10 protein-coding genes and 1 riboswitch are annotated in these 13394 nt (G+C 60.8%); of the genes, 4 read left to right on the top strand and 6 right to left on the bottom strand.

Annotation, left to right across the window (positions count from 1 at the left end):
• Positions 1-100 precede the first annotated feature (100 nt).
• Positions 101-391, top strand: a complete 291-nt coding sequence (locus V6765_RS05910) for a YggT family protein (protein WP_018062808.1) — start codon at positions 101-103, stop codon at positions 389-391.
• Positions 392-430: 39 nt separating this feature from the next.
• Here the strand turns inward: V6765_RS05910 and V6765_RS05905 are convergent, their stop codons facing one another.
• The gene (locus V6765_RS05905) at positions 431-1519 is read right to left on the bottom strand and encodes a 2'-deoxycytidine 5'-triphosphate deaminase (RefSeq protein ID WP_448427216.1); all 1089 of its coding nucleotides are present in this window, start codon (positions 1517-1519) and stop codon (positions 431-433) included.
• Positions 1520-1589: 70 nt separating this feature from the next.
• Positions 1590-1667: riboswitch (SAM riboswitch) on the top strand.
• Between the two features lie 33 nt (positions 1668-1700).
• Between V6765_RS05905 and V6765_RS05900 the strand changes: the two genes are divergently transcribed.
• The 3 genes from V6765_RS05900 (at position 1701) to V6765_RS05890 (ending at position 4890) form a co-directional block, all read left to right on the top strand.
• A complete protein-coding gene (locus V6765_RS05900) occupies positions 1701-2885 on the top strand; it encodes an O-succinylhomoserine sulfhydrylase (RefSeq protein WP_448427215.1) in 1185 nt (394 codons plus the stop codon).
• A 154-nt stretch (positions 2886-3039) separates the two neighbouring features.
• A complete protein-coding gene (gene apaG, locus V6765_RS05895; RefSeq protein ID WP_448427214.1) occupies positions 3040-3435 on the top strand; it encodes a Co2+/Mg2+ efflux protein ApaG in 396 nt (131 codons plus the stop codon).
• Positions 3436-3525: 90 nt separating this feature from the next.
• The gene (locus tag V6765_RS05890) at positions 3526-4890 is read left to right on the top strand and encodes a hypothetical protein (RefSeq protein WP_448427213.1); all 1365 of its coding nucleotides are present in this window, start codon (positions 3526-3528) and stop codon (positions 4888-4890) included.
• Between the two features lie 91 nt (positions 4891-4981).
• On the opposite strand, the gene V6765_RS05885 is transcribed toward V6765_RS05890, so the two are convergent.
• The 5 genes from V6765_RS05885 to V6765_RS05865 all read right to left on the bottom strand — a co-directional run.
• Complete coding sequence (locus V6765_RS05885; protein WP_448427212.1) at positions 4982-6451, bottom strand: TolC family protein; 1470 nt, start codon at positions 6449-6451, stop codon at positions 4982-4984.
• A 153-nt stretch (positions 6452-6604) separates the two neighbouring features.
• On the bottom strand, positions 6605-7009 hold the full coding sequence (gene bamE / locus V6765_RS05880; protein WP_448427211.1) for an outer membrane protein assembly factor BamE domain-containing protein: 405 nt from the start codon (positions 7007-7009) through the stop codon (positions 6605-6607).
• 61 nt (positions 7010-7070) lie between these two features.
• Entirely contained in the window at positions 7071-8252 is a 1182-nt protein-coding gene (locus V6765_RS05875; RefSeq protein WP_448427210.1) for an HlyD family type I secretion periplasmic adaptor subunit, read from the bottom strand.
• Entirely contained in the window at positions 8249-10435 is a 2187-nt protein-coding gene (locus tag V6765_RS05870; RefSeq protein ID WP_448427209.1) for a type I secretion system permease/ATPase, read from the bottom strand. The genes V6765_RS05875 and V6765_RS05870 overlap by 4 nt, the downstream gene beginning before the upstream one ends.
• Before the next feature lie 88 nt (positions 10436-10523).
• Positions 10524-13394, bottom strand: a 2871-nt coding sequence (locus V6765_RS05865) for an Ig-like domain-containing protein (RefSeq protein WP_448427208.1), incomplete at its 5' end; no start/stop codon positions are given.

Here is a 13394-nt window from a genome sequence, read left to right as displayed (position 1 = left end):
GAGGGCGCAACCGGCAATAAATACCGGACAAAACCCGCCGCCCCTTGCTCGTTTAGAATTGAATGTCTAAATGTTTGCAAGGAAAAAACGGGAGTCCTTCATGATCGCGCTGTTCGAGACGATTTACTACGCACTTGAAATCTATAAGTGGGTGATCATCGCCAGCGCTATCTTCTCCTGGCTCTACGCTTTCAACATCATCAATGCGCACAGCCCCTTCATCAACTCGATCGGTCGCGGGCTCTATGCGGTCACCGAACCGGTCTACCGGCCGATCCGCAACTTCCTGCCCAATCTCGGCGGGATCGACATCTCGCCGGTGATCGTGCTGTTGATCGTGTTCTTCCTGCAGCGCCTGATCCTGACCGGCGTCATGCCGCGGCTCTACTGAGCCCGCCCGCAAGGCCCCCCGCAACGCAGAGTTGGCCGGTCAGTCGGCCCTGAAATGCTTGGAAAGCTTCAGGCCCTGCGCCTGATAGTTTGAGCCGAGACCCGCGCCATAAAGCGTCTCGGGCATTTCCAGCATGTTCTCATAGATCAGCCGGCCGACGATCTGGCCGTGTTCGAGGATGAACGGCACCTCGTGGCTGCGCACCTCCAGCACCGCCCGCGCACCCTTGCCGCCTGCGCCCGCATGGCCGAAGCCTGGATCGAAGAAGCCGGCATAATGCACCCGGAACTCGCCCACCAGCGGATCGAACGGCGTCATCTCGGCGGCGCAAAGCGGCGGCACGTGAACGGCCTCGCGCGAGACCAGAATGTAGAATTCGTCGGGATCGAGGATCAGTTCGCCCTTGCCGCGCCCATGGATCGGCTCCCAGAAATCCAGCACGTCGTAACCGGCCTTGCGGTCGACATCGATCACGCCGGTATGGTGCTTGCCGCGATAGCCAACCAGCCCCTCGCCCGCCAGATCGATCGACAGCGCGATCCCGCCGCCGGAGACATTCGGCATCTCGCTCGCCACCAGCGTTTCGCGCTCGTGCAGCGCCAGAAGGGCGGACTCGGTGAGCACGGATTGCCCCGTGCGAAAGCGGATCTGCGACAGCCGCGACCCCTGCCGGACGATCACCGGAAAGGTGCGCGGCGAGATTTCGAGATAGAGCGGTCCCTCATAGCCGGCCGGGATGATATCGAATTCCTGGGCGTAATCGGAGATCACCCGGGTGAAGATATCGAGGCGGCCGGTGGAGCTTTTCGGGTTGGTCGAGGCCGACAGCCCGTCCTTAAGCTTCAGCGCCTCCATCAGTTCCACGATATAGACGCAGCCGGTCTCCAGCACCGCGCCCTCGGTGAGGTCGATCTCGTGCAGGGAAAGTCGCGACAGCTTGTCGGCGACCTGGTGGCCGGGCCCCGGCAGAAAGCTCGCGCGCACGCGATAGGCCTTGGCACCAAGTCTTAGATCGAGGCTTGCCGGCTGGATCTGGTCGTCGTCGCGCGGCGCGGCCGCAATCAGATTTCCGTTTTCAAACAGGCTGGCGATCGCGCGATCGGCCAGAATTCCGGGCTTTTGTGACATGTTTTGCTCCTGTTGCGCGACAAAACCAAGCTTTCAGAATTGACGCAAGCGCTTATAGGGATTATGCCGCCTTTATACCCGTGGTGATTTGGCCGGTCGGCTTGCAGCCACGTTAAACAACTAGCTAAAAGGCCGGGTGAACCGGTCCCGCGCGACCGGTTTTTTTGTTTGGAGAGATATGATGAAAAAGTCCTGGCGTCCTCAGACCAAGCTCGTTCACGGCGGCAGCCTCCGTTCGCAGTATGGCGAAATGTCGGAGGGCATTTTCCTCACACAGGGCTTTCTCTACGAGAATTCCGCCGCCGCCGAAGCGCGCTTCAAGGGCGAGGAAGAGGGCTTCATCTACGCCCGTTATGGCAGCCCCACCAATGCGATGTTCGAGCAACGCATGTGCGCGCTGGAAGGCGCCGAGGATGCCCGCGCCACCGCCTCCGGCATGGCCGCGGTTTCCGCGGCGATCCTGTGCCAGTTGAAGGCCGGCGATCATATCGTCGCGGCCCGTGCGCTGTTCGGTTCCTGCCGCTGGGTGGTGGAGACGCTGGCTCCCAAATACGGCATTGAATGCACGCTGGTCGATGGCCGCGATCTTGCCAATTGGGAAGCCGCGATCCGCCCCAACACCAAGCTGTTCTTCCTCGAAAGCCCGACCAATCCGACGCTGGAAGTTGTCGATATCGCCGGCGTTGCGGCGCTCGCAAAGCAGGCCGGCGCCCGCACCGTGGTCGACAATGTGTTTGCCACCGCGCTCTACCAGAAGCCGCTGGAACTCGGCGCCGACATCGTCGTCTATTCCGCGACCAAGCATATCGACGGCCAGGGCCGGGTGCTCGGCGGTCTCGTGCTGTCGTCGAAGGAATGGATCGAGGAAGAGTTGCAAGACTATTTCCGCCATACCGGCCCTGCCCTCTCCCCTTTCAATGCATGGCTGCTTCTGAAGGGTCTCGAAACCTTCCCGCTGCGCGTGCGCCAGCAGACCGAGACTGCCGGAAAGATCGCCGATTTCCTGGCCGACCAGAAGCAGATCGCGCGCGTGATCTATCCCGGCCGCGATGACCATCCGCAGGCCGACATCGTCAAGAAGCAGATGGCCGCCGGCTCCACGCTGGTCGCGTTTGAGCTGAAGGGCGGCAAGGAGGCGGCCTTCGCGCTGCAGGACAAGCTCGACATCGTCTCGATCTCCAATAATCTCGGCGACGCCAAGAGCCTGATCACCCATCCGGCGACCACGACGCACAAGAACCTCGCGGAGGACGCGCGCGCCGAACTCGGCATCACCGGCGGCACGATCCGGTTCTCCGCCGGCATCGAGGACACCGACGACCTGATCGAGGATTTCGCCCAGGCCCTTGCAAAACTGCCTGACTGAGCCACATTGGCCTCACGGGCGGCCAGAGCATCGGGCGAAAAAGCGGGAGCCGGCTTTTCGATAACCCGATGCGTTGAGACAAAGAGCTGGATCATCGGGCGATTCAGATTGACGCCCGATGACTCAAGCCGGCCGGGGCTTGCAGGGAGAACCAGTGCACTACAGGGCGATCACCCACGAGATCGAGGTCAGCGTCAGGCCAAGCTTTCTGGAAAACCATTCCATGCCGGAGGACGAGCATTTCGTCTGGGCCTATGAGATCGAGATCGCCAATCACCGCGACAGCCGGATCGAGATCGTCTCGCGTCACTGGACGATCACCAATGCCAGCGGCATTGTCGAAACCGTGTCGGGCGACGGCATTGCCGGCAAGCATCCGGTGATCGAACCGGAAGAGCGCTACAGCTACCAATCCGCCGCTCCGCTCGACACGCCCTCCGGCATCATGGTCGGCCACTACATCGTCAAAACCGCCGACAACCGCCTCCTTAAGATCGACATCCCCGCCTTCTCGCTGGATTCACCCTACGACGCCGGAAGCCGGCATTGAGAGCCGCCCACGTCCATTCATGAAACCGGCACCATAGACTCCAATATATTCCCTCGCTATTCTGTTTGAGAAACGGAGGGGGAACCGTATATGACAGAACTGCCAGAATATCTTTCGAGTGGGGATCAGGCCAGACTATTTCCGATCTTGGCCGAAACCAGTAAAGAGAAACGTGTAGCTTCTATATTTCTCTCGGTCATGACCCAAATCCCCGCAGTCGCGGAAAACGTGCTTGGCACAGTGGGCGTCCGAGTGGGAAAGCGAACTCGAGTCAGAGCTTTCACCGAAGTCGTATTCAGAGAGAAGAGCATCAGCGGTTGCCGGCCTGACGGCCTAATCGTGGTCGAGACGGGACGGAACATCTGGTCCGCTTTGATTGAAGCCAAAGTAGGCAAGAACGACCTCGATTCTGATCAGGTTCAGCGCTACGTGGAGGTTGCGCGGTCGCAGGGAATTGATGCCGTCATTACAATTTCAAATCAGTTCGTAGCTCGCGCCGACCAATCTCCGGTCCCAGTGCCAAAAAACTTGCTTCGAAAGGTTGGTCTCTACCACTGGTCATGGACTTGGCTGGCCACAATTTGCGAAATCTTGGCTTACGCTGAAGAAGTTACTGATAGTGAACAATCCTACCTGCTTAATCAACTCAATGACTTTTTCGCCCACCCGGCGACAGGCATCGAAAGATTCACGCAAATGGCGCCGGAATGGAAAGATGTTGTCCAGGCGATTTCCAATGACGTCAAGCTAAAGAAGACCGCGCAAGACGTGGAAAATGTCGCTTCGAGTTGGCTCGCAGAGGAGCGCGATTTGTGTCTCCACCTTTCGAGCCATGTCGGTAGACAGGTGCAGGCCATTATCGAACGACGCCTGCAAGGGGACCCCGAAGGACGGAGAAAGAAGCAAATTGATGGATTGGTAGAGCATCATTATTTGAAGTCAACGATCCGCGTACCGGATTGTGCCTCCGACATTGATCTGGTGGCAGATCTCGCGCGAAAAACGATCTGCTGTTCAATGAACGTGAAAGCGCCAGGCGACCGTAAATCGACCAAAGCTCGAGTTAACTGGCTACTTCGCATGCTGCCGGATAAAGATGAACGGCTGCTCGTAAGAGCACATTGGCCCGGCCGCGGTGCACCAACCACAAAATTAACATCGGAGCTCCGCGAAACACCGGAATCGATCCAGACCGACAATTCCGACTTGGTGCCCCATAGCTTTGAGGTTCTCTTAGTAGAGTCGCTGGGAAAGCGCTTTTCCGGCAGGAAGACTTTCATAGAAGACTTGGAGACAATCGTTCCGGCGTTTTATGACCTCGTAGGCGTCAATTTGAAAGCATGGCAAGCCGCACCACCCAAACCGATAAAGCCTCGGAGTGCGGCAGACCCTGGCGAGATTGAGTTGCATGACCTCGGCGCAGCTGGTGCTTTACCTCAGGACGGAACAGCATGAAGTTTATTCGCTTCCATCCATGAGCGAGCGAGGGAAAGGCGAAACTCTCAGGGCCTTTCCTGTGAAGCCATTTTAGTCGCAATTACTCCCATCACTGAGCGCTGCTATCTGCGGCTTTCATCGCGACACTGGATTCCTCGACCTCCGCCGTCTCCTCGCCGACATCGACGCCGAAACTGTCGATGGGGTAGCCGTATAGCGTCACGTTGGAGAGGCCGAGGGCGGAGCGGAGCGTGCCGCCGGTGAGGTGGCATTGCAGCAGTGCGACGTCGAGATCGCGTTCGCTGTCGCTGCGCTCGATCAGGGCGTTGTAGTAATCCTCCTCCGCATCCAGCAGGTCGTTGAGGTTGCGGGTGCCGAGATCGAAATACTGGCTGCGGTAAAGCGCCCGGGTCTGATCGAGCAATTTCGTCTGGGTGTTCGCGGATGCAATCAACTGACGGGCATTGGTCATGGCGGTTCCGGCATCGAGCGCATCGAGCGAGGCGGTCTGGCGCACCTTGTCGAGGCGCGCCTTCGCGGCAGCGAGCGCATCCTCGGCCGCCCTTTTCGCCGCCTCGATCGCGCCGCCCTGCCAGAGCGTCGGCAGCACATTGAAATTGATGCCCACCCTGAACCCCTCGTCATAAAGCGGCTGTCGGCCATAGGCCTCCGCCGAAACGCCGGGCAGACGGGCCTTCTGGGCATCCTCATATTCAAGTTGGGCCTGGGCGATTTCCAGATGCGCAAGCGCCACTTCCGGGAGCGTGTCGGGTACGGTCGGGGTCGGCGTGCAGGACCCCGGGACCTTCTCCAGATCCACATTCAGGTCGATGGCGAAGGGGCCCGAATATTCACGAAGCTGGTTGGCGGCCCGGTCGCGTTCGGACTGCATTTCGAGCAGATCGTGACGGGCCTTCTCAAGGCTGTTTTGCGCCGCCAGCACATCCGGTTGGGTGGTGGCGCCGGCCGATGCGCGCTGGCCGATCAGATTGCTCAGTTCGCCGAGCCGCTTGACCCGTTCCTGGTCTATTTTGACATTGTTGCGGTAGCGGCTGAACTCGGCATAGGCGGTCAGCACATCGATCAGCACCTTGTCGGCATTGGCCTGAAACTCCAGCACGGCTTCCTGTGCGGAAAGGTCGGCGCGCGCCACCTCGCGGTCCGTCCTGCCGAAATCGAAGAGCAGCTGGTTGGCCGAAAGCACGAAGGATGGGTCGTCGGCATCGCCCACGCCGCCTGTCACCCCGCCGCTGATCGTGGGCAGGTAGCCGCCCTTGGCGACATCGATATTGCCGGACGCTTCGCGAATGGTTGCGGCGCTCTCGATCATCGCCGGGCTCTGGTAGAGCGCGACCTGCACCAGACCGTCAATGCTCTGGCCGGCCGCGGTCAAATCGGCAGGCTTGTCGATCGCCGGTCGCTCTTCCTGGATCGAGCCGGTCCTGTCTTCGAATGATACGGAGGGTCGTCCGGCGCCACTTGTCGAGCAACTGGCGACGCCGGCCGCCAGGCTCAAAAAAAGGGCGAGATTCAGACGCCGTGCGGCCGAAGCCACACAGAGCATAATTTGCTGTGCCACTGCGCTTCCATACTATGCGGTCTTGAGAAAACGCCCGAAATGGGCCTCCCAGACTGCTTTGTTCCCGAGCGGACAACGCACGCACAGATTGCTGCGGGAGAAGAACGAATCAATACCTAGATCAACATAACCTATTGATTCGTTATCCACAACTTAGTTGCGGCCGATCACGAGGTCGCGGCACTGCGGACGGCGCCATACGGTTTCTTCAACCGCGTTGCCATTGCCGAACAGAACCTTGTACTGGCAGACGATCTCGCCTTCCTCCGCCGTCACGAATTTGAGATCGTAATCCCAAGCCTTGCCATTCTTGGCGGTGCGCACCGGCTGGCCCAGCAACTTGGCAACGTCGCTCTGCGAAGCGCCGAGCTGGATTTCGCGAACCCGGTTGACGCTGACGGGCTTGCCGGGGCGGACGAAATAAGCGTCCAGTTCGGTCAGCGCCGGCGACACACTGTCAAACCGCATGTTCGGGTTATGGACATTCAGCATGCCCGCGCTGGCGGCACCGGCGGACAGAACGCCCGCAAGGATGGCGATGGATATGGTCTTCAGCATTTCTCTCTCCTTCAGTTTCATTGACATCGGTTGGTTCGCCCTGACGGGCCTTTCATGATGATCAGCGCTCCCTGAGAGCCTCCCGACCCCGGTTGAGCGGCTTGATGAGATAATCCCAGACGGTCTTTTCGCCGGTCTTGATATCGACAGTCGCGATCATGCCGGGGGAAATGGGAAACCGCTTGCCGGCCGCATTGACCAGCGCGTCGGAGGCGGTGCGGATATAGACGCGGTAATAGAGGTTTTCCGGAGTGATCTCGTCGCGGATCGTGTCCGGCGAGATATTCTCGACCGTGCCCTCAAGCCCGCCATAGACCGAGTAATCATAGGCGGTGATCTTCACCAGCGCGTCTTGGCCGGGATGGATGAAGGCAATATCGCGCGGCGAGACGCGCGCCTCGATCAAGAGCTGGTCGTTGAGCGGCACGATCGTCATCACCGCGCCATTCGGCGAAATCACGCCGCCGATCGTGGTCACCGCCACATCCTTGATCACGCCATGAACCGGGGAGCGGATCGTGGTGTGGGAAATCGTGTCCTCAAGCCCGTTCAGCGTGGACAGCAGCGACTGCACTTCCGCCTGCGCCTCGGCCAGCTTCTCGCCGGTCTCGATGACATATTTGGAGCGCATGTCATCCATTCTGAGCTTGATGTCGCCGCGGTCGCGCTTGAGCTTGATAAGTTCGACCTTGCTCGCAGCCCCGGTCGCGAGCAGCGGCGTGGTCAGGCGAAGCTGCTCCTCGAGCAGCGCCATATCGGCTTCCATATCGGTGATGGATTCGTGGTAGCTTTCCGTCCGGGCCGTAAACAGGGCCTGTTCGGAAGCTCTGAGCTCCGGATAATCGTCGAGCGCCGCCGGAAAGGTTACGCTTTCCGCTCCGGTGACTTCCGCCTGCAGGCGCGCGGCCTGGGCCAGCGAAGCGCGGTAGCGCGCCGCCGTCTCGTCATATTCGGCCTGGGCGCGTGTGGGGTCGAGGCGCGCCAGCACCTGACCCTTGTCGACGATCTCGCCGGCGCTGACATCAAGCTCGGCCAGAATACCGCCGTCGAAGGACTGGATCACCTGTTCATGCGAGAGCGGCACCACCGTGCCGGGCCCCGACGACACTTCCTCCACGGAAAAGAAGTAGGCCCAGACGAAGAAGGCGGCGAGGATCAGGAACAGTACCAGCACAACCCGGTTGGCGCCGCTGGCCGAAATATCGTCGCCCTCGATCAGGCTGTCATAAGAAGCGGCGCTCATTGGACCTTCACCTCGCGCTTTTTGGCGGCCAGCGCCTCGCCCTTGCGCAGGCGGGTCAGGATCGTGTCGCGCGGCCCGTCCATGATGATCTTGCCGTTCGACACCACCAGCAGCCGGTCCACCAGCGCCAGGATCGATGGCTTGTGGGTGGCGACGACCAGCGTGGTTTCCCCTGCCAGCTCCGAAAGCGCGGAAAGCACCTTCTGCTCCGCGGTTTCATCAAGCGACGCGGTCGGCTCGTCGAGCAGGATCACCGAGGGTTCGCGCAACAACAGGCGCGACAGAATAATGGCCTGACGCTGGCCGCCGGAAAGGCCGATACCGCCCTCCTGGATCTGCCGATCGAGCCCTTCGGGCATGGCGCGGATGAACTCCCATGCGCCGGTGCGCTCAAGGGCGGCGATCAGTTCCTCGTCGCGGGCATTGGGCGCGCCGAGGCAGAGATTTTCACGGATCGTGCCGTAGAACAGCCGGGCGTTCTGGCCGGCAAGTCCGATATGGCGGCGCAGATCGGCCGGATCGACATGGGTGATATTGACGCCATCGACCAGCACCGTGCCCGAGCGCGCTTCCATCAGCCCGGAAAGCCCCTGCAGCAGGGTCGACTTGCCGGCACCGTTGCGGCCGATAATGCCGACCTTCGAGCCCGCCGCGATTTTCAGCGCCTCGACGGTGAGCACCGGCTCCTTTTCATAGGCAAAGACTGCATTCGTGAACTGAAATTCGCCCTTGATCACCGGCTTGTGGATGCGCTTGGCATTCTCGGGGTGGTCGACCGGCAGCGTCATGATCTTGTCGAGGCTTTCGCCGGCGATCTTCGCCTGCTGCCAACGGTTGAGGATTTGCGCAACGCTGGCGAGCGGCGCCAGCATGCGAGTCGACAGCATGGCGGCGGCAACCAGTGCACCCGTCGTCATGTCGCCGAACATTACCGCCGGCGCGCCGGCCGCGACGACGGCGATATAGACCATGCCCTGCACCGTCTGCGTCCAGTTGCCGAGCGTACCGACAAGGTCGCGCAGCTTCATGCCGCTGTCGGCGTTGACGGCGTTGTAATGGTTCCAGTGGTTCTGGAACCGGTCCTCGGCCTGCAACAGCTTGATGTCGTCCAGCCCCTGGACGGCCTCGACCAGCATGGCGTTGCGCAGCGCGGATTCGCGCATATTGGCCTTGGCCAGCGCCCTGAGCCGGCCCTGCGCGAGAACGCCGGGCAGGATGAGAAGCAGTACCGCGACCGCCGGAACCCAGACCAGATTGCCCGCAACCCACCAGAAGATCAGGCAGAACAGCAGAAAGAACGGGATATCCGCGATGGCCGAGACGGCCGACGAGGTCATCATCTCACGCACATGTTCCAGTTCGCGAAGCTGCGCGATAAAGGTGCCGGTCGCCTGCGGACGGGCGCTGTTCTTCACCCGAAGCGCATGGCCGAACACCTTGTCGGATATGCGCAGATCGGCCCGCTTGCCCAGAACATCGGTGATCTTCATGCGCATCTGGCGCATGACGAAGGCGAAGATCACCGCGATAAGCGCGCCGCCGCCAAGCACAAACAACGTCGGATAGGACTGCGCCGGCACCACGCGGTCATAGACCTGCATGGAAAAGATGACGCTGGCGAGCGCAAGGATATTGGCCGCAAGCGAGGCCAGCATGATGAAGACATAGGGCCTGAGATCGGCAAGGACGATCGATCTCATCCAGTGTTTCTTGAACGGCTCGATATAATTGTCGATCCGGCCATCCGGCATGCCGCCGGCCGGGCGGATCACCGCCACCAGTTCGATCCTGTCCCGGATCCCGTCAATCTTGATATCCGATGTCAGCCCGCCATCGCCGGAAAAGCCGAGCGTCAGCCGGTCTCCATTGCGCCGGGTGGCGACGGCCACCTCGCCATCCTTCAAGACCAGCACGACAGGCAGCCGCATATCGTTGATCATGCGAAGATCGGTGCTGATGAACCGGATCGAAAGTCCGGCCTGGCGGGCAAGCTTGCCGAAACTTCTCTTGCGGTCGCCGCTGTTGTCCCAGGCATCGGCGAGCCGAAGCTGCTCGGGCGAACAGTCGATCCGGTAATGGCCGGCAACCGCCAGCAGGGCCTCGATCCAGCGGGCCGAAACGGTCCCGGCCGAAAGCTCGACCTTTTCACCGTTCTCGCGACTACTGTTGATGTGGATATTCATGGCCGGGCCAGACTTGTGAGAAAAAGGGGGCTAGCAGCCGGGACCGAGCCCCGGCTGTCAATCGTGCTTCATGGGCACTGATGGGGGCTCAGCCCACCATCATCGCGTGATCTTCAAGCTCGTTGAGATCGATGCTGGCCGTGCCCGGATCGCTGAAGTCCTGCGGGTCATTTGCCGCCGTGCGATCCGCGTGCTTTTCCTCGGGCAGATAGGCCTCGAGGCTTTCGACATTGTCCTCGTAGACAAGCTCGGCCACGTTGATGTCGTCATCGGCGGCCGGATGATCGCCGCTGGCGTCATTTTCCTCGGCCGGGGCTTCACCGATCGAGGCGAGGCCCAGCGTCTCGGCGTGGAACATGCCTTGAACCGCCGCGTCGCCGCTGTCTTCCGCACTGTCGGTCTCGATTGCCATGCGTGCGGCAGACGCAGTGGCGCCGGCCTCCTGAACATCGATCTTCAACGAGGCTTCGCTGGTATCACCGCTGTCATCGGTAAGCACATAGCGGAAGTTTTCTTCGCCCGTGCCCGTGTCGGGATCAGCCGTGTAGGTCCAGTCGCCGGTTTCGAAATCGAAGACGAGCCTGCCGCCCTGATCGGTTTCCACGTTGAGGATCGACCCGTCCTCGACCTGGTTGCCGTTGTGGTCGACAATACGGCCCTGATCATAGGTGTAGGTCTCGCCGTCGACATCGATCGAGAGGATGCGGCCGCCATCGATACCGAGAAGATCGTCATCCGCGGTACCGGCGACGCCATCGGCGCCGTTCAGCACATTGCCGGAGATGTCCACTTCCTTGAGAACGTCAAGCAGGTCGTCCACGAGGTCGTCGAAGTTGGCCACCTGGACGACATGGTTGTCGCCATCGGCTTCATCGACATCCTGCAGACGGGGCACCGTGACGCCCTGGCCGATGCCGACCGTCTGCACGTCGATTTTGTTGTCTGCAACAAAATTATTCCATGCAGTCTGGGTGGCGCTCTTCAACGAATGGTCGATGTCGCTGGTCGACGTGCCTTCATAGTCCCGGGTGGGCTCTCCATCGCTCATGAAGAAGACGCGATTGTTGTAACCGTCGATAGGTTGATAGGACTCCATTGTCTCGTTGACGGCCGCCGTGTAATTGGTCTGGTCGTTATAGGGACGATGGGAATTCCAGGCATCAACCTGCGCCGCGAATTCGGCATAGCTACTGAAGGATACTGTCGAAGTGGCACCCGAAGAAAAAGCCACAAGCTGGATTTTGACATCACCTGTCGTGCCTTCGAAGAAGGCCTGACCGGCCGTCTTCACGGCACTCAGCATCTGACCTGCTTCGTAGTTGTTAACGCTGCCACTGAAATCGAGAACGAAGGCGATGTTGAAGTTCTCGTCGCTCTTGAAGTCATCGCCGGCAAGCTGCAGGCTGATATCGTCTTCGTATGCGAGCGGCGCATTGCGCTCAAATGCCTCGGTATCCGCGCCCTCAGAGCCGAGATTGCCGACCTTGTCGGTATAGCTCTCATCGGCAACCGTTACGGTCAGGTCGCCGCCAGCCTTTTCAGGCGTCACCCTCGCGGTCCAGGTATGACCGTCGACCTGCTGCAGGTTCGAAAGCGTACCGTTGTTGACGCTGATATCGGAGGCATCGAAGCCATCAACATCTTCGGAGAAGGTGAAGGTGACGTCACCGCCCAGGCCGTCATCGTCGATATCGATATCGACCACGACGGACGGACCGTCGACGTCGAAGGTCTCGGTGTCGGCGCCTTCGGAACCTTCATTGCCGGCCGTGTCGGTGTAGGAGCCGTCGGTAACCGTGGCCGTCACTTCGCCATTGCCGGTCGGGGTGATCGTGGCCGTCCAGACCTGGTTGCCATCGGCATCTTCCGACCATGTGCCATCCGTGCCGAGATCGGCATTCTCCAGATCGAGATCGTCGGCCGGGTTGAAGCTGTCGCGATCGGTATCCGGCGAGAAGGTCAGCACCAGCGTGCCGTCCTGCCCGTTATCGGTGATCTCGACGCCGACCGTCGGCGCGGTGCGGTCAAAGACCTCGCTGTCGGAGCCGGGCGTGCCGGGGTTGCCGGCAAGGTCGGTGTAGGAGCCGTCGCCGACGGAGACGATCACATCGCCGGTCGTTTCCGGGGTGACCGTCGCCGTCCAGGTGTTGGGGCCGGTCTGCGTCAGGTTCGACAGCGTACCGTTGCCAACGGTAACATCGCCAGCCTCAAAGCCGGTTACCGGCTCGGAGAAGGTGAAGGTGACCGTGCCGGTCTGGCCTTCGTTGACGATATCGACCGTGACGGACGGACCGTCGACGTCGAAGGTCTCGGTGTCTGCGCCTTCCGAACCTTCATTGCCGGCTGTATCCGTGTAAGAGCCGTCGGTGACGGTGGCCGTCACTTCGCCATTGCCGGTCGGCGTGATGGTTGCCGTCCAGACCTGGTTGCCGTCGGCATCTTCCGACCATGTGCCATCCGTGCCGAGATCGGCATTCTCCAGATCGAGATCGTCGGCCGGGTTGAAGCTGTCGCGATCGGTATCCGGCGAGAAGGTCAGCACCAGCGTGCCGTCCTGCCCGTTATCGGTGATCTCGACGCCGACCGTCGGCGCGGTGCGGTCAAAGACCTCGCTGTCGGAGCCGGGCGTGCCCGGATTGCCGGCAAGGTCGGTGTAGGAGCCATCGCCGACGGCAACCGTGACATCGCCGGTGGCGGCAGGCGTTACAATTGCCGTCCAGGTGTTGGGGCCGGTCTGCGTCAGGTTCGACAGTGTGCCGTTGCCAACGGTAACATCGCTACCATCGAAGCCGGTCACGGGCTCGGAGAAGGTGAAGGTGACCGTGCCGGTCTGGCCTTCGTTGACGATATCGACCACGACGGACGGACCGTCGACGTCGAAGGTCTCGGTGTCGACGCCTTCGGAACCTTCATTGCCGGCCGTATCCGTGTAAGAACCTTCGGTGACGGTGGCCGTCAC

It is taken from the genome of Martelella sp. FOR1707 (assembly GCF_053484265.1).
The sequence above is the reverse complement of the archived record's forward strand: the minus strand, read 5'-3'. Positions and strand labels throughout refer to the sequence as shown.